19 protein-coding genes and 1 tRNA gene are annotated in these 14542 nt (G+C 69.8%); 10 read left to right on the top strand and 10 right to left on the bottom strand.

The window, feature by feature from the left end; all coding sequences use genetic code 11:
* Nucleotides 1-219 precede the first annotated feature (219 nt).
* On the top strand, nucleotides 220-1308 hold the full coding sequence (gene aroC, locus H6G99_RS10375; RefSeq protein ID WP_190611448.1) for a chorismate synthase: 1089 nt from the start codon (nucleotides 220-222) through the stop codon (nucleotides 1306-1308).
* Between the two features lie 9 nt (nucleotides 1309-1317).
* Here aroC and H6G99_RS10370 read toward each other — a convergent pair whose 3' ends face one another.
* The 4 genes from H6G99_RS10370 to psbO all read right to left on the bottom strand — a co-directional run bounded on the left by H6G99_RS10370 (nucleotide 1318) and on the right by psbO (nucleotide 5981).
* Nucleotides 1318-1887: a bifunctional 4-hydroxy-2-oxoglutarate aldolase/2-dehydro-3-deoxy-phosphogluconate aldolase gene (locus H6G99_RS10370; protein ID WP_502707680.1), complete on the bottom strand. Its 570-nt coding sequence runs from the start codon at nucleotides 1885-1887 to the stop codon at nucleotides 1318-1320.
* Between the two features lie 49 nt (nucleotides 1888-1936).
* Entirely contained in the window at nucleotides 1937-3781 is a 1845-nt protein-coding gene (gene ftsH3, locus H6G99_RS10365) for an ATP-dependent zinc metalloprotease FtsH3 (RefSeq protein ID WP_190611446.1), read from the bottom strand.
* A 66-nt stretch (nucleotides 3782-3847) separates the two neighbouring features.
* Nucleotides 3848-5017, bottom strand: coding sequence for a sulfate adenylyltransferase (gene sat / locus H6G99_RS10360; protein ID WP_190611473.1), 1170 nt, complete (start codon nucleotides 5015-5017; stop codon nucleotides 3848-3850).
* Nucleotides 5018-5168: 151 nt separating this feature from the next.
* Nucleotides 5169-5981, bottom strand: coding sequence for a photosystem II manganese-stabilizing polypeptide (psbO, locus tag H6G99_RS10355; RefSeq protein WP_094585817.1), 813 nt, complete (start codon nucleotides 5979-5981; stop codon nucleotides 5169-5171).
* 112 nt (nucleotides 5982-6093) lie between these two features.
* On the opposite strand from psbO, the gene H6G99_RS10350 reads away from it, so the two are divergent.
* The gene (locus tag H6G99_RS10350; RefSeq protein ID WP_190611445.1) at nucleotides 6094-6456 is read left to right on the top strand and encodes a hypothetical protein; all 363 of its coding nucleotides are present in this window, start codon (nucleotides 6094-6096) and stop codon (nucleotides 6454-6456) included.
* Here H6G99_RS10350 and coaBC read toward each other — a convergent pair.
* Together coaBC and isiD are read right to left on the bottom strand one after the other, a co-directional pair.
* Nucleotides 6422-7693: a bifunctional phosphopantothenoylcysteine decarboxylase/phosphopantothenate--cysteine ligase CoaBC gene (gene coaBC / locus H6G99_RS10345; protein ID WP_190611444.1), complete on the bottom strand. Its 1272-nt coding sequence runs from the start codon at nucleotides 7691-7693 to the stop codon at nucleotides 6422-6424. The two genes, H6G99_RS10350 and coaBC, sit on opposite strands and share 35 nt — an antisense overlap.
* Nucleotides 7683-7901, bottom strand: coding sequence for a protein IsiD (gene isiD / locus H6G99_RS10340; protein ID WP_190611442.1), 219 nt, complete (start codon nucleotides 7899-7901; stop codon nucleotides 7683-7685). The genes coaBC and isiD overlap by 11 nt, the downstream gene beginning before the upstream one ends.
* 46 nt (nucleotides 7902-7947) lie before the next feature.
* On the opposite strand from isiD, the gene H6G99_RS10335 reads away from it, so the two are divergent.
* From H6G99_RS10335 to H6G99_RS10320, 4 genes are all read left to right on the top strand, one after another.
* Nucleotides 7948-8020 (top strand) — tRNA-Ala (locus H6G99_RS10335).
* Nucleotides 8021-8111: 91 nt separating this feature from the next.
* Nucleotides 8112-8273: a PCP reductase family protein gene (locus H6G99_RS10330; RefSeq protein ID WP_094585821.1), complete on the top strand. Its 162-nt coding sequence runs from the start codon at nucleotides 8112-8114 to the stop codon at nucleotides 8271-8273.
* Nucleotides 8274-8317: 44 nt separating this feature from the next.
* A complete protein-coding gene (locus H6G99_RS10325; protein WP_015109473.1) occupies nucleotides 8318-8515 on the top strand; it encodes a DUF8635 family protein in 198 nt (65 codons plus the stop codon).
* A gap of 318 nt (nucleotides 8516-8833) precedes the next feature.
* Nucleotides 8834-9172 (top strand): DUF565 domain-containing protein, encoded by a 339-nt coding sequence (locus tag H6G99_RS10320; protein ID WP_199297110.1) that lies wholly within the window; start codon nucleotides 8834-8836, stop codon nucleotides 9170-9172.
* Between the two features lie 33 nt (nucleotides 9173-9205).
* Here H6G99_RS10320 and H6G99_RS10315 read toward each other — a convergent pair whose 3' ends face one another.
* On the bottom strand, nucleotides 9206-10216 hold the full coding sequence (locus H6G99_RS10315; protein WP_190611439.1) for an aspartate carbamoyltransferase catalytic subunit: 1011 nt from the start codon (nucleotides 10214-10216) through the stop codon (nucleotides 9206-9208).
* A complete protein-coding gene (locus H6G99_RS10310) occupies nucleotides 10213-10905 on the bottom strand; it encodes a DNA-3-methyladenine glycosylase (protein WP_190611438.1) in 693 nt (230 codons plus the stop codon). The genes H6G99_RS10315 and H6G99_RS10310 overlap by 4 nt, the downstream gene beginning before the upstream one ends.
* 90 nt (nucleotides 10906-10995) lie before the next feature.
* Here H6G99_RS10310 and H6G99_RS10305 point away from each other — a divergent pair, with 90 nt between their 5' ends.
* A complete protein-coding gene (locus H6G99_RS10305; protein ID WP_190611437.1) occupies nucleotides 10996-11715 on the top strand; it encodes a hypothetical protein in 720 nt (239 codons plus the stop codon).
* A 65-nt stretch (nucleotides 11716-11780) separates the two neighbouring features.
* The gene (locus tag H6G99_RS10300) at nucleotides 11781-11918 is read left to right on the top strand and encodes a DUF8629 family protein (protein WP_015109478.1); all 138 of its coding nucleotides are present in this window, start codon (nucleotides 11781-11783) and stop codon (nucleotides 11916-11918) included.
* Between the two features lie 36 nt (nucleotides 11919-11954).
* On the opposite strand, the gene H6G99_RS10295 is transcribed toward H6G99_RS10300, so the two are convergent.
* Nucleotides 11955-12251 (bottom strand): DUF6679 family protein, encoded by a 297-nt coding sequence (locus H6G99_RS10295; protein WP_190611435.1) that lies wholly within the window; start codon nucleotides 12249-12251, stop codon nucleotides 11955-11957.
* Nucleotides 12252-12321: 70 nt separating this feature from the next.
* Here H6G99_RS10295 and H6G99_RS10290 point away from each other — a divergent pair, with 70 nt between their 5' ends.
* Together H6G99_RS10290 and gatC are read left to right on the top strand one after the other, a co-directional pair.
* Nucleotides 12322-13140 (top strand): creatininase family protein, encoded by an 819-nt coding sequence (locus H6G99_RS10290; protein ID WP_190611433.1) that lies wholly within the window; start codon nucleotides 12322-12324, stop codon nucleotides 13138-13140.
* A 48-nt stretch (nucleotides 13141-13188) separates the two neighbouring features.
* Nucleotides 13189-13482, top strand: coding sequence for an Asp-tRNA(Asn)/Glu-tRNA(Gln) amidotransferase subunit GatC (gatC, locus tag H6G99_RS10285; RefSeq protein WP_094585826.1), 294 nt, complete (start codon nucleotides 13189-13191; stop codon nucleotides 13480-13482).
* On the opposite strand, the gene crtR is transcribed toward gatC, so the two are convergent.
* Complete coding sequence (crtR, locus tag H6G99_RS10280; RefSeq protein ID WP_094585827.1) at nucleotides 13479-14498, bottom strand: beta-carotene hydroxylase; 1020 nt, start codon at nucleotides 14496-14498, stop codon at nucleotides 13479-13481. The genes gatC and crtR overlap by 4 nt on opposite strands.
* Nucleotides 14499-14542: the final 44 nt, after the last annotated feature.

The following is a 14542-nucleotide window of genomic DNA, read 5'->3' as shown; positions in this document are numbered from 1 at the left end:
AGTGATGCACGAGCGCAACGCTCACAACTTCCCCCTCGACCTGGCTGCTGCCAGCGCCACCCCCGTGGCCCTGACCGCCCCGGCGATCGGCTGATCCAGCCTCTCCAGATTTCCTGGACTTTCTCAACCCCCTGCGAGAGCAGGGGGTTTTTTCATGGCGACGCGGTCCGGCTGGGTAGGCTCCCTGCTTCGGGAAACCCGGTTGGTCAGGGCGGTGCGATGGGCAGCAGTTTCGGTGATCTCTTCCGGATCAGCACATTCGGCGAATCCCACGGCGGTGGCGTCGGGGTGATCATCGATGGCTGTCCCCCCCGGCTGCCGCTGGATCTGGAGCAGATCCAGGCCGATCTCGACCGACGCCGGCCAGGCCAGAGCCGCATCACCACCCCCCGCAAGGAGGAGGACCGGGTCGAAATCCTCAGCGGCCTGCTCGACGGGGTCACGCTCGGGACGCCGATCGCCATGGTGGTCCGCAACAAGGACCAGCGCCCCGGCGACTACCAGGAGATGCAGGTGGCCTTCCGGCCCTCCCATGCCGACGCCACCTACCAGGCCAAGTACGGCATCCAGGCCCGCAGCGGCGGCGGCCGCGCCTCGGCCCGGGAAACGATCGGCCGGGTGGCCGCCGGAGCGGTGGCCAAGCAGCTGCTGGCCCGCACCCACGGCACCGAGGTGATCGCCTGGGTGCGCCGGATTCACACCATTGAGGCCCAGATCGATCCCGCCAGCGTGAGCCTGGAGGCGGTGGAGGCCAACATCGTGCGCTGCCCCGACGCCGCCACCGCCGAACGGATGATCGAGCGCATCGAGGCGATCGGGCGGGACGGGGATTCCTGCGGCGGGGTGATCGAATGCCTGGTGCGGCGGCCGCCGGTGGGTCTGGGCATGCCGGTGTTCGACAAACTGGAGGCGGATCTGGCCAAGGCGGTGATGTCGCTGCCGGCCACCAAGGGCTTCGAGATCGGCTCCGGCTTCGGCGGCACCCTGCTGCGCGGCAGCGAGCACAACGACGCCTTCCTGCCCAGCGACGACGGCCGCCTGCGGACCGCCACCAACAACTCGGGGGGCATCCAGGGGGGCATCAGCAACGGGGAGGAGATCCAGCTGCGGGTGGCCTTCAAACCCACGGCCACGATCCGCAAGGAGCAGCAGACCATCGATGCCACCGGTGCTGCGACCACCCTGGCGGCGAAGGGACGCCACGACCCCTGCGTGCTGCCCCGGGCCGTGCCGATGGTGGAGGCGATGGTGGCCCTGGTGCTGGCCGATCACCTGCTGCGTCAGCAGGGCCAGTGCAGCCTCTGGTGATCCGCCCGCTCAGGGCCGCTGCGGCAGTTCTCCCAGCACCTGCCGCAGGGGCTCCGGCCCCTGGGCGACCAGCGACGAGCCCAGGGCGACGGCATTGACCCCGGCCTCCAGCCAGGGACGCACATCACCGGGCTGGAGACCGCCGGCGGCGATGCAGAAGGGGAGCGGTGGACCGAGGGGATCCCGCAGACGCCGCCAGTGGCCGATGCCGACGCTGGCGGCGGGGAACAGCTTGACGATCGGACAGCCCAGGGAGCGGGCCCGGTTCACCTCCGTGGGCGTCATCACCCCGGGGACCAGGGCGAAGCGGGCCATGGCCGCCGTCTCCAGCAGTTCCGCCTCGAGGACGGGGGAAACACCGTAGGAGAAACCCGCCTCCAGGGCCGCCGCCAGGGCCGCGGGGGTGCAGATCGAGGCCGCCCCCAGACGCAGATCGGGATACGCCTCGATCAGGAGCCGGCAGTCGGGGATCCAGGCCGGCGAGGGCCCCCAGGCGATCTCCACATGGCGCACCCCCAGGTCGGCCAGCTGGCCCAGCTGGGGGGCCAGGAGCGCTGGCTGCTCAGCACGAAGCACCACCAGCAGGGGCTGGTGGTGCAGGGACTGGATCAGGGACTCGCAGGGAGGCCTAGACGTAGGCGGCCACCGTCACATCGCGGGAGATGAGCAGCTCCTGGAGCTCCTCGGCATCCACCGTCTCCTTCTCGACCAGGAGCTCGGCCAGCTCATCGAGGACGGCCCGGTTGGCGAGCAGCACCTCGGTGGCACGGCGGTAGGCGTCGGCCACCAGCTGGGAGACCTCCTCGTCGATGGCGGCGGCGGTGTCCTCGGAGAAGTCGCGCTCGGCGGCGATGTCGCGGCCGAGGAACATGCCCCCCTGGGCCCGGCCCAGGGCCACCGGGCCGAGGCGGTCGCTCATGCCGAAGCGGGTGACCATCTGGCGGGCGACCCGGGCCACCTGCTGCAGGTCGTTGGAGGCCCCGGTGGTGACTTCGTCCTCGCCGTAGACGATCTCCTCGGCGACCCGGCCACCGAGGGCGACGGCCATCTGGTTCTGCAGGTAGGAGCGGGAGTAGAGCCCCGACTCCATGCGCTCCTCACTGGGGGTGAAGAAGGTGAGGCCGCCGGCCTGGCCGCGGGGAATGATGCTGATCTTCTGGACGGGGTCGTAGTCGGGCATCAGGGCGCCCACCAGGGCGTGGCCGGACTCGTGGTAGGCCACCAGGCGCTTGCGGCGCTCGCTCATCACCCGGTCCTTCTTCTCGGGGCCGGCCATGACGCGCTCGATGGCGTCGTTGACCTCATCCATCGACACTTCGGTCAGCTGGCGCCGGGCGGCGAGGATGGCCGCCTCGTTGAGCAGGTTGGCCAGGTCGGCACCGGTGAAGCCGGGGGTGCGGCGGGCCACCTTGTCGAGGTCGACGTCCTTGGCGAGGGTCTTGCCGCGGGCGTGGACACCGAGGATCTGGAGACGGCCGGCGTAGTCGGGACGGTCGACCACCACCTGACGGTCGAAGCGACCCGGCCGCATCAGGGCCGAATCGAGCACGTCGGGGCGGTTGGTGGCCGCCACGATGATGATGCCGGTATTGCCCTCGAAGCCGTCCATCTCGGTGAGCAGCTGGTTCAGGGTCTGCTCCCGCTCGTCGTTGCCGCCGCCGAGGCCGGCGCCGCGCTGGCGGCCCACGGCGTCGATCTCATCGATGAAGACGATGCAGGGGGCGTTCTTCTTGGCCTGCTCGAACAGGTCGCGCACCCGGCTGGCGCCGACGCCCACGAACATCTCGACGAACTCCGAACCGGAGATCGAGAAGAACGGCACGCCCGCCTCACCGGCCACGGCCTTGGCCAGCAGCGTCTTGCCGGTGCCCGGAGGGCCCACCAGCAGAACGCCCTTGGGGATCTTGGCGCCGACGGCGGTGAAGCGATCGGGGTTCTTGAGGAAGTCGACCACCTCGGTGAGCTCGAGCTTGGCGCCCTCGATGCCGGCCACGTCCCCGAAGGTGACCTGGGTCTGGGGTTCCATCTGGACCCGGGCCTTGCTCTTGCCGAAGTTCATGGCCGGGTTGCCGCCGCCGCCCTGGGCGCGCCGCAACAGGAAGAACAGGCCGCCGAGCAGCAGCAGCGGGAAGATCAGGCTGCCGATCGCCTGCTGCCAGGCCGCCGGCTCCCGGTTGGGCTGCACGGCGATGTCGACGTTGTGGTCGGTGAGCAGCTTGAGGAGGTCCTTGTCGGGGGCGAGGTTCACCACGGCGCGCTGGCCGTCGTTCTCCACCACCTGGGCGGTGCCCCGGTCGGGGGAGATCAGCACCCGGGAGATCTCGTTGGCCTGGACGGCCTCGACGAAGTCGCTGTAGCGCAGGGTGCGGGGGGCCCGGGCCGGGTCAGGACGCTCCAGGAAGGCGGTGCCCACGGCGATCATCACGATCACCAGGAGCACGTAGAGCCCCGCGTTGCGCCAGCGTTTCTTCACGACCCTGTCTCCTGTGTGAGAGTGAAAGTAACAGAATGTTAATGGGCGTCCGCGGTCGGACGGGGCTCAGGCTGCGGCCCTGAGCACCTCCACCACGCTACGGAAGGCGAACCATTCCGGGATCTCCTCGCCGCCGCGCAGCATCTGGCGGAACTGGGTGCCGCTCAGCTTGCGGATGTGCAGCCCCCGGGCCTTGGCGTGCTCGGCGGTGACGTAGCCCTCCTCCTCGGTGTAGACGAGGTTGAGGGACGGCACCGTCTCCATGCCGAGCTCGGTGGCCTGGTCACGGGCGAAGTCCTGGGCCTCGTAGGGGCCGTAGAAGTCCTCGCCGGTGAGGGACGATTTGCAGCCCGCCATGTCGCGGCCGATGATGAAGTGGGTGCAGCCGTAGTTCTTGCGGATGATCATGTGCTGCAGGGCCTCCCGGGGGCCGGCCATGTGCATCGCGTAGGGCAGGTAGGCCCAGCGGATGCGGGGGTTGTCCACCTCGGCGGCCAGCCGTTCGTAGGTGGCGAAGCGCACCTCTCCGGCGATGTCGTCCTCCTGGGTGGGACCGCAGGTGGGGTGCACCAGCACCACCCCGCCCTTGCTCACGTTGGGGGCCTCAAGGGCGCGGGTGAACAGTTCGTAGTGGGCCCGGTGGATGGGGTTGCGGCACTGGAAGGCCACCACGTCCTGGCCCGCCGGCAGGGTGGCGCGCACGTCGGCCGGGGTGCTGCAGGGAAAGACGCGCTGGGGCAGGGCCAGACCCTGGAGGCATCCGCCGAGGTAGAAGCGGCCCCGTTCGGTGGCGATCATGCGCACCGCCGGATGTTCCAGGGAGGTGGTGCCGTAGCACCCCTTGGCCTCGAGCACCTTGTCGGGCTCCCAGCGGCTCTCCACGGTGAGCACGGCCAGGTCCTGGCCCTGGTAGGTGAGCAGCAGCCGCTGGCCCACGGCGACGGAGGCGTCGTCGGTGTCGAAGATGATCGGCAGGCCGAACAGCAGACCGCTGGTGGTGCGGTGGCCCGCCACCACAGCCTCGTAGTCCTCCTGGTGCATGAAGCCGCGCAGGGGCGAGAAGCCGCCCACGATCAGCAGCTCCACGTCGCAGGCGTTGCGGTGACTGCACTCCAGCACCTTGTCCACCGAGGCGCGCACACCCTCCTGCTGGTCGGGCGGCACCATCAGATCGACGAGGCTGCCGCCGTGGGGGGCGATCAGATCGGAACGGGCGGCGGTGTTGGCGAGCGTCATGGCGACGGGCCGGGGCTGCACAGGGAATAGACCCATCCTCCCAGACCAACCTTCGGCCATGAAAAAGGGCGGCCATGAAAAAGGGGCCCGTGGGCCCCTGGGATCAACGGGTTGTGGTGAGGGGGGCCTGGGGCGAAACCCGGCCCGGGCCTCAGACCTCCTCGAGACGGCCGTAGAGCTCGCCGGTGATCTTGACGTCGACGACGGCCTTGGTGCCCATGTCGGTGTCAGAGGGCTGGATGGCGGTGAACACCCCGGCGAACTCGCCGGTGCTGGGATCGACCTTGGTGATCGAGAGGTCCATGGTGCCGGAGCCATCCACATAGCGCTTGACGGTTTCCCCGGCGAATTCATCACCGGCGGGCACCAGACCCACGGCGCTGCTGTAGCCGGTGGTCAGGCCCCGGCCCTTGGGATCCAGGAAGTTGCTGGTGCGGTAGCTGGGGGCGCGGTACTCGCCCTTGAGGTCGGTGCTGGTGGAGAAGGAGGTGCCGGCGGCAGAGGCCTTGAGCTCCTTGCTGGAGAACATGAAGGGCACTTCCTCACCACCGGGCATCAGCACGGTGATCGGCTGGAAGTCGATGCCACCCAGCTCCTTGAAGCTGAGCTTGTCACCGCTGACCTTGAGGTCGCCGTAGACCTGATCGAGGCTGGAGGTGTACCGGGTGAGGATCTTGCCGGCGACGAACTGGGCTTCCTGGCGCTTGTTGGCGGGCTCACCCTTCACGAAGACCTCGGAGGGGTGCATGCAGATCTCCTTGAGCTGGTAGGTCGCCGAGGGATCCAGGGTGATCGTGCCGCGTGCGGAATCGGGCAGGGTCGGGCAGTCGTTCGCCAGACCGGTGTTGTGGATGTCTTCGTAGGTGAGATTGGCCCGATCAACGGCCTTGGCCCCGCCGCTGCATGCGGACACCAGGGTCAGGCACAGAGCCAGCACGAGGGCCAGCAGGGGACGGAAACGCATGGGGAGAAGCCGCAGAGACGGAACGGGAACTGGGCTGGCCGGGATCCTACCGGTGCAAAACGCCCATTCCAGGTGGCTTGCGTGGGCTCTCAACAACCTGTATGAGAGGGAGATGTCCCTGAGCCGCACCCACCCGATCGACGAATCCACGCCCTCCCCTCCGACGTCCGCACCCGCGACCGAGCCAGCCTTCGACCCAGCCGCCGACCCCGAACTCCAGCGGGCCCTCGACACCCTGCTGAGGATCGCAGAGCAGCGCGCCGAGCAGCCCGAGGCCCTGCTCGATCTGCTGCGCCGCATCGAGCACCTGCACCGCAGCATCCAGGACGGCCCCTTCCGCAGCAGCCTGCCCAGCGACCGCAACGGCCTGTTCACCCTGCTCTCCGAGATGGAAGGCAGCGGCGGCTGGCCCTACATCCCCCGGCTGCAGCTGCGCACGTTCATGGATCTGCTGGCGCCCGATCCGGAGACCTGAGCGCCGCCGCTTCCGCGAGCGCCGAGAGCAGGCGGTGGGCCAGGGCCAGCTTGCCGGTGCGGCCCACCTGGCTTTCCCGCTCGCCGGGACCGAGCAGCCAGCCTTCGTTGCCGGCCGCCCCGAATCCAGCTCCGTCCCTGTCGATGGGGTTGGCGAACAGCAGATCGCAGCCCTTGCGGGAGAACTTGGCCCGGGCCTCCTGGAGCACCTCACCGCTCTGGGCGGCGAAGCCGAGGATCGCCTGGGCCGGCGGCCGGCGCCGCACCAGGGCCGCCAGCAGATCGGGCACCGGCTCCCAGCCCTCGGTGAGGGAGGCCTCCAGCGCCTCCTTGGGGAGCTTGTGGCCCTCGGGGCTGCAGCGGCGGTGGTCGGCCACGGCGGCGGCCATGGCGATGGCATCGGCGCCGTCCTGAAGCCGCAGCAGCGCCGCCTCCATCTCCGCCGCGGTGACGACGGGGTGGCCGTGGAGGCCCTCCAGCCAGGCCGGATCGACCGCCAGCGGGCCGTGGACCAGATCGACCGTGGCGCCGCGCAGGCGGGCGGCCTGGGCCAGCAGCACCCCCATGCGTCCGGTGCTGGGGTTGGTGAGGCAGCGGGCCGGATCGAGGGCCTCCCGGGTGGGGCCGGCACTCACCAGCAGACGGCGGCCGGCCCAGTCGCGGCGGCAGCCGGCCACCAGCAGCGACTCCAGCGCCAGCAGCAGCAGAGCCGGGTCGGCCATGCGCCCGTCACCCACCCGGTCGCAGGCCAGCAGGCCGCTGCCGGGCTCCAGGGGCAGCACCCGCTCCCAGCCCTGCAGCTCCCGCCAGTTGCGGCGCACCGGCGGGGCGGCCCACATGGCGCTGTTCATGGCTGGGGCGGCCAGCACGGGGGCCTCGCAGGCGATCAGGGTGCTGGCCAGCAGGGTGTCGGCCATCCCGTGCACCCAGCGGGCCAGGCTGGTGGCGCTGAGGGGGGCCAGCAGCACCACCTCGGCCCACTCGGCCAGGGCGATGTGCAGGGGCCTGGATTCCTGATGGCTCCACTGGTCGGCCTCGATGTGGCAGGGGGCGCGGCTGAGGCTGGCCAGGGCCACCGCACTCACCAGCCGCTCGGCGCCGGGGCTGAGCACACAGCGCACCAGGGCCCCGCGCTGCACCAGGGCGCTGACGAGCTGGGGCAGCTTGACGGCGGCGATGCTGCCGCTGATCAGCACCAGCACCCGCCGCCCGGCGAGGGCGTCCTCCTCACTCCTCATCGAAGGGTTCCTGATCCACCAGATGGACGTAGGGCCGGATCAGGTCGGGGCGGTGGATGGCCAGGGCCCGCAGCAGGTGCCAGTCGGCGAGGCCCGCGAACGGCGTGGGGTAGTCGTCCTCCTCGAGACGCCGGGCGAGTTCGGCAATGGAGGCGTCGTCGAAGGCCGCGAGCTGCTCGGGGGTGATGGACAGGCTGGAATCAACCAAGGGGGCGGCCGGGAAGGGGGACGGGATGGTGATAATGGCGATCGAAGGGGAATTAGCTCAGCTGGTAGAGCGCTGCGATCGCACCGCAGAGGTCAGGGGTTCGAGTCCCCTATTCTCCATCCACCATTCTCCCCGCCCGGGCCTGCCGACGTCCTGCGGGGTGTCTCGGCGGCTGCCGGCCCAACCCCGACCCGTCCCGATCCCCTGCCGATGAACTGGAGCAGCGACGCGGAAACCAGCCTGAAGGAGATCCCGTTCGTGGTGCGGCCGATCATCCGGCGGCGGATCGAATCCCTGGCCCGCGAGGCCGGCCTCGAGGGTGTGGATCTCGCCTTCTACCAGCAGGCCAAGGAGCGTTTCGGAAGGAAGTGAATCGGCGATGGGGTAAAAGAGGGGGTTGATCAGGGGCCCGCTCAATGTCGCAGTCCAAGCGCGAACAGGTTGTCAGTCATCTGCGCTACATCCGCCAGGAGCTGCGGGAGATGCACCAGGGGGTCATGGAGGACGGCCTGCTGCCGGAGGCCGGTGAGGTGCGGGGTGTGATGGCCCAGATGGAGGCCCTGCTGGAACTGCTGGAAGGCAAGGGATCCCGCAAGAAGGACGGGGACGGCTGAACCGGGACGTCTGAGAACGCCCACGCCACCCGTCAAGCCCCCGCAGGGACGCTCCGGTCAGCGGCTGCCCCCCCTTGCCCGACCCGCTGGAGATTGGTTTGCTGGTGTCGTCCCCATCACCCCGCCCGGGCCTCGGCCTCGGGCTTTTTTATTGGCATCCCCTATCGGTGGGGGGAAAATGCTGTCAAGACGCCAGAGATGGTGTAGACAAGAGATCGCAGGGATTGGGCCGGGTGATGGGGATCACCGCCAGCGGCTTTCCACCCTTGGGTGTTGAGCCCCCTGCTCCCCTTACCACCCAGCGGCAGGTTCGCACCGTTGCCTCCCCGCTTCCAGCAGACCCGATTCCAGCAACGGATCACCCAGTCCGGCAACCTGCTTGAGGCGTGGGCCCAGAACCCCTGGCGCCGCCTTTCCCTGTTGCTGATCGTGCTGCTGGGCGGGTTCGTGATCGGCGGCAGCGTCGGCTCGATCACCGGCGCCCTCGCCCTGTTCGATCCCCTCGGCGCCCTGGTGTGCGTGCTGGCCATTGAGATGGCGGCCCGCCTGCGGCGCAGGCTGCTGGCCCAGCCGCTGAAGCTGCGGCTGCAGGTGCTGGACATGGCCCGCATGGGCCTGCTCTACGGCCTGCTGCTGGATGGCTTCAAGCTGCTCTGAGCGACCGGCGCAGCCCCCAGGCCGTCTGAGCCCTCAGACGGCGGCGAGCAGATAGAGCAGGGCCATCCGGATCGGAATGCCGTTGCGGACCTGCTCCTCCACCAGGCTGCGGCCGGGATCGTCGAGCAGTTCGCCGGCAATCTCCACCCCCCGGTTCACAGGGCCGGGGTGCAGCACCGGCACGGCGTCGCCGCAGAGGGCCAGGCGCCGGTGGCTGAGCCCGTACTGGCGGTGGTAGGTGTCCAGGCTGGTGAGCAGGTGCTGCTGCATCCGCTCCTTCTGCAGGCGCAGGGTCATGACGGCGTCGGCCCCGGGCAGGGCCTCCTCCAGGCGCCGCTCGACCCGCACCCGGCCCCGGGCGGCCACCGGGTCGGCCCCCTGGCCCGGCGGCGGAGCCATAACGAAGTCGGCGAAGCAATCGGGCAGCAGGGTGGCCGGCCCGCAGAGCACCACGTCGGCGCCGCAGGCGGTGAGGGCCCAGAGGTTGGAGCGGGCCACCCGGGAATGGAGCACGTCGCCGACGATGACGATGCGGCGGCCCCGCAGGCTGTCGGGGGAGGGGGCCTCGGGTTCGAAGTGGCGCGCCAGGGTGAACAGGTCGAGCAGGCCCTGGCTGGGGTGGCTGTGCAGGCCATCACCGGCGCTGAGCACGGACACCCGCTCGCCGCAGCGGTCGAGGTCGCGGGCCAGGCTGTGGGGCACCCCGGCGCAGCGGTGGCGCACCACCAGGATGTTGGCGCCCATGGCCACGTAGGTGCGGGCGGTGTCGAGCAGGCTCTCCCCCTTGCTGAGGGAGCTCGACGAGGGCGAGAAGCTCTGCACCTCCGCCGAGAGCCGTTTGGCGGCCAGCTCGAAGCTGCTGCGCGTCCGGGTGCTGGGTTCGAAGAAGAGGCTGGTCATCAGCCGGCCCTGGAGGGCGGGCAAGCGGCGCGCCCCGGCCACCGGCAGGGCCCGGAAGCGCTGGGCCAGTTCGAGAACGGTGGCGAAGTCGTCGACCGAGAAGGACGCCAGGTCCAGCACGTGGCGGTGACTCCAGCCGCTCAAGGCGTTCTGCTCCCGTCGAATGACCCAACCGTAGAGGCCAGCAGGTCGGCGAGCCCATCGTGGCGGGGCGTCCGATCGCCGCGGGCCCGCCGGCTGACGCTGCGGCTGGCGCGCAGATACCAGCGCCAGGGCAGTTCCTGCCCCTGGGAGACGCCGATGCGCTGGGTCTGCAGCAGCGGCGCCTCCCCCGGGGGCCCCGGCTCCTCCAGCAGCGCCGCCAGCCCGGGCGGCCGCGGGGCAAGCCACAGGCCCGAGGCCGGCGTGGCGATCAGGCCGTCCTGACGGCGGTCGATGGCGAAGCAGCGGGCCAGCAGGCCGGGGCCGGCCGCCGCCCGCTCCGGCGCCCCCGGCAGGGCGGCTGCCCGCAGCAGCACCCCGTTGGCCCAGTCAGACCGGCCGGTGACCACGTTGACGCAGTGGTGCACGCCGTAGGTCAGGTACACGTAGAAGCGGCCGGGCTCGCCGAACAGGGTGTCGTTGCTGGCCGAGCGGCGGCGGTGGCCGTGGCAGGCCGGCTCGCTCTGGCAGTAGGCCTCGGTTTCGACAATCACGCCCCAGAGCAGGGCGCCCGACGCCCGGCGCCGCACCAGCAGACAGCCGATCAGCTCCGGCGCCACCAGCTCGGCGGGGCGGGCGAAGAAGGGCGAGGGGAGGGCCTGGGCGGGAGGGTCGCGATCGCTGATCACCATTCTCATTGTTGCAACCGTGTCCGTTGGTACGGCAGGGGCCGGGACAGACGTCTTAACCAGGTCTTAACCGAGGGATAACGTTGGGCGGCCATGGCGAAGCGCTACTCCACTCTCGATCGGCTGCGCTTCACCCGGACCGGCCTGAAGTCTCGCCTCGACTATCTGAAGTCCAGGTACATCTTTGTGCACGTCCCCAGGTGCGGAGGCACCTATGCCTCCACCCTGATTCACGGCAGGCCGCTCGGCCATCTCTACGCCGACTTCATCCGACGCAAGCTTCTGGGCCCTACCGACTATGCCGCCCGGACATCCGTCGCCTTTGTTCGCTGTCCTGTCGAGCGGCTGATTTCGGCCTACTGCTTCTCGCTCCGTGGCGGCACCGAGTTGGTGTCCCAGTTTCCGCTGCACAGGCCACCCCGCTGGGCCCTGGCGGATTTTCGTACCTTCTGCCACGACTGGCTGTTTCAGCAGCGTCCGCATCGGATCGATTTCATCTTCAGGCCCCAGAGCTGGTGGTTGTACGACGAATCCGGTCACCTGATCGTTGACGAGGTCAACCATCTGAGCCGGCTGGATTCATGGCTTCTGGAGAAGGGCTTCGTCACCGAAGCCAGCACGGTGAACGTCAACGCCTCGGAGCGGGGTCTGGCGGATGAAGCACGCAGGGCCCTGTGTCCGTCCCTGATCGCTTCGATCCGCGATCTCTACGCCCAGGATGTCGCGCTGCTCAGCGGCCAGCTCTCCTGCACCCCCGCCGACCCGGCCACGGTGCGGGGAAGCGGACGACAGCTCTCCCCTGTGCACCGTTGACGCGTCTGCGGGCCACACTGACAGCAGCGGGGAAAGCCCTTCACCCGCCGATCCACACCCCCTCCATGGAAACCGCCAGCTTCAACCTCGGGACCGTGCTTCTGGCAGTCAGCGGCCTGTTCGTGCTGACCACCCTGTTCTTCGGCACCAAGGGCGGCTACTACGACACCGACGACTACGACGGCAACGGCACCGCCCACTGAGGCAGGCAAGCCGGCCGCCAGCCATCGAGCCAGGGATCAGGAACTTCCCAGCCGCTCCGCCTCGGGGCAGTCGCCGGTGGTGGGCAGGTCGTCGGCATCGGCGGAGAGGCTCACCGAAGCCAGGCGGGTGCTGACGGCTCCGATCGAGGCCAGCCGGACGCTCTCCTCCCAGCTGTGGCGCTCGTCGCCGTCTTCCTCGTCGAAGCGGAGGGTGACCAGATCGCCCTCGATCTCCACCACCAGGGCCCTCTCGATCCAGCGCTGCTGGTCCAGCAGGTAGACCCAGACCGGTCGCTGCTCCAGGCGAAATCGGTCGAGCTTGCGATGCAGCATCGTGACGCCGCGGATAGGGTCGATCCTAGGCAGCACGGCGCCTGCCGCCATGTTCACCATGACCCGATCGATGCCCAGCACCGCCCCAGCCCCCAGCACGGTTCCGGGCCCCGTCGCCAGCACCGAGGCGATCCGGCTACAGCTGCGCAGCTGGCCCGAGGTGGAGGAGTACCTGACCCGCTGCCGGGGGGTGATCGTGCCGCTGGGGTCCACCGAGCAGCACGGGCCCACCGGCGCCATCGGCACCGACGCCCTCACCGCCGAAGCCGTGGCCCTGGAGGTGGGTCGCCGCACCGGGGTGCTGGTGACACCCGCCCAGGCCTTCGGCATGGCCGAGCACCATCTGGGCTTCGCCGGCACCATCAGCCTGCAGCCCTCCACCCTGCTGGCCGTGCTCCATGACGTGGTGCTCTCGCTGGCCCGCCACGGCTTCGAGCGGATCTACGTGATCAACGGCCACGGCGGCAACATCGCCACCGCCCGGGCCGCCTTCGCCCAGGCCTATGGCACGGCCGCGGCCCGGGGGCTGCCGGGCGCCGAGCGGTTGCGCTGCCGTCTTGCCAACTGGTTCACCGCCGGCCCGGTGATGCGCGAGGCCCGTGATCGCTACGGCGACCGGGAGGGCCACCACGCCACCCCCAGCGAGATCGCCCTCACCCTGCACCTGGAGCCCAGTCTCAACGCCAAGCAGCGGCCCCTGCCGGAGGCGGCCCCCGCCGGGCCGATCCACGGCCCCGAGGACTTCCGCCGCCGCCATCCCGACGGCCGCATGGGCTCCGACCCCTTCCTGGCCACGGCCGACCACGGCGCCCGCTTCCTGGAGCTGGCGGCGGCGGCCCTGGCCGACGACCTGGCCGATTTCCTCGGGCCGGAAGGGGAAGCCAGCTGAGGCGGCGACGGCCGCGGCTAGGTTCGGACGACGATGACGAACGCGACGATGGAGCGGATCACGGCCGAGGATGTGCGCAAGGTGGCCCAGCTGGCCCGCCTGGCCCTGCCCGAGGAGCGGATCGCCACCTACACCGTTCAGCTGGAGCGGATCCTCGACTACGTCGCCCACCTCGAGCAGGTGGACACCGAAGGGGTGCCCCCCACCACCCGGGCCGTCGAAGTGGTCAACGTGACCCGGCCCGACGCGGTGGACCCCACCCCGGTGCGGGAGGAGCTGCTTTCCCTGGCCCCCCAGCGGGAGGGGGATTTCTTCCGCGTGCCCAAGATCCTGGGCGACTAGCGCACCGGCGAGACGGCGGTGCGGTGCAACAGCTCAAGCACCCGCCGGCGGGCATGGCGGGTGGGCATCAGCCTGACGATCGGCCGAAGCCGGCTGCGACGCTTCTTGTGGGAGCGCACTCCCAGGAAGATGTCGTACAGGAAGTTGAGGCTGTCGGTACGGGTTTCGAACAATCCAAGCCGCTGGGGTGAACCCTTGGCATCCAGAATGGGCTTGGTGGCGTGATACGCCGGCTGGTATTCGAACCAGGGGATCGACGGCCAGAGGTGGTGAATCAGGTGATAGTTCTGGCCCATGATCAGCCAGTTCATCAGCCTGCTGGGATAGACGCGGGCATTGTGCCAGCGGTTGCGGGACTGGAAGGGACGGTGGGGCAGGTAGTCGAAGAACAGACCGAGGGTGACGCCCACCATCAGGGCCGGGGCGAACCAGCAGTTGAAGACGAACGGCAGGAAGTTGTGCTGGGCGGCCGCCACCACGATCAGCACGAAGATGGTGCGGGCCAGCACCCACTCGAACAGCTCGTTGTGGCGCCAGAGGCGATGGCGGAAGAAGAAGACTTCGTGATAGAAGAACCGCGGCGCGATCAGCCACAGGGGCCCGAAGGTGCTGACGATGTGGTCGGGATCGAGCTTGGGATCGTTGACGTGGGCGTGGTGCTGCAGATGCACCCGGGTGAACACCGGGAAGCTGAAGCCCAGCAGCAGGGCGGCCCCATGGCCCATCACCGCGTTCCAGATGCGGTTGGGATGGGCGGCGTTGTGGCAGGCGTCGTGGATGACGGTGCCCTCCAGGTGCAGGGCCAGGAAGCCCAGGGCCAGCAGGGGCGGCAGGGGCCAGCCGCCCACGAACCAGCCCCAGATCGTCAGGGCCGCCAGGCCGTAACCGGCCAGGAAGAGGCCCACCGTGGGGTTCCAGGCGGCGGGGGGATCCAGGTACTCCCGGGGGACGCTGAGCCGAGGCACGGGCGTGGTGGAAGCCACGGGGGCGGACGTGGGTGCCAGCGTGTCTGTCATGGCCTGGGCCAGGTCCGGATCCCCGAAGGAGGACCCAGATTACG

The sequence above is a fragment of the Synechococcus sp. FACHB-909 genome (assembly GCF_014698945.1).
Lineage (GTDB): Bacteria > Cyanobacteriota > Cyanobacteriia > PCC-6307 > Cyanobiaceae > Cyanobium.
This window is presented reverse-complemented; position numbering and strand designations above follow the sequence as displayed.

Excerpts from the sequence above, each read along its gene's own strand:
- H6G99_RS10305 (WP_190611437.1), top strand. The coding sequence starts at position 10,996 with ATGGCGAAGCGCTACTCCACTCTCGATCGGCTGCGCTTCACCCGGACC.
- H6G99_RS10310 (WP_190611438.1), bottom strand. The coding sequence starts at position 10,905 with ATGGTGATCAGCGATCGCGACCCTCCCGCCCAGGCCCTCCCCTCGCCC.
- coaBC (WP_190611444.1), bottom strand. The coding sequence starts at position 7,693 with ATGAGGAGTGAGGAGGACGCCCTCGCCGGGCGGCGGGTGCTGGTGCTG.
- H6G99_RS10290 (WP_190611433.1), top strand. The coding sequence starts at position 12,322 with ATGCCCAGCACCGCCCCAGCCCCCAGCACGGTTCCGGGCCCCGTCGCC.
- H6G99_RS10325 (WP_015109473.1), top strand. The coding sequence starts at position 8,318 with ATGTCGCAGTCCAAGCGCGAACAGGTTGTCAGTCATCTGCGCTACATC.
- sat (WP_190611473.1), bottom strand. The coding sequence starts at position 5,017 with ATGACGCTCGCCAACACCGCCGCCCGTTCCGATCTGATCGCCCCCCAC.
- psbO (WP_094585817.1), bottom strand. The coding sequence starts at position 5,981 with ATGCGTTTCCGTCCCCTGCTGGCCCTCGTGCTGGCTCTGTGCCTGACC.
- gatC (WP_094585826.1), top strand. The coding sequence starts at position 13,189 with ATGGAGCGGATCACGGCCGAGGATGTGCGCAAGGTGGCCCAGCTGGCC.
- H6G99_RS10300 (WP_015109478.1), top strand. The coding sequence starts at position 11,781 with ATGGAAACCGCCAGCTTCAACCTCGGGACCGTGCTTCTGGCAGTCAGC.
- aroC (WP_190611448.1), top strand. The coding sequence starts at position 220 with ATGGGCAGCAGTTTCGGTGATCTCTTCCGGATCAGCACATTCGGCGAA.
- H6G99_RS10330 (WP_094585821.1), top strand. The coding sequence starts at position 8,112 with ATGAACTGGAGCAGCGACGCGGAAACCAGCCTGAAGGAGATCCCGTTC.
- H6G99_RS10295 (WP_190611435.1), bottom strand. The coding sequence starts at position 12,251 with ATGCTGCATCGCAAGCTCGACCGATTTCGCCTGGAGCAGCGACCGGTC.
- H6G99_RS10350 (WP_190611445.1), top strand. The coding sequence starts at position 6,094 with ATGTCCCTGAGCCGCACCCACCCGATCGACGAATCCACGCCCTCCCCT.
- crtR (WP_094585827.1), bottom strand. The coding sequence starts at position 14,498 with ATGACAGACACGCTGGCACCCACGTCCGCCCCCGTGGCTTCCACCACG.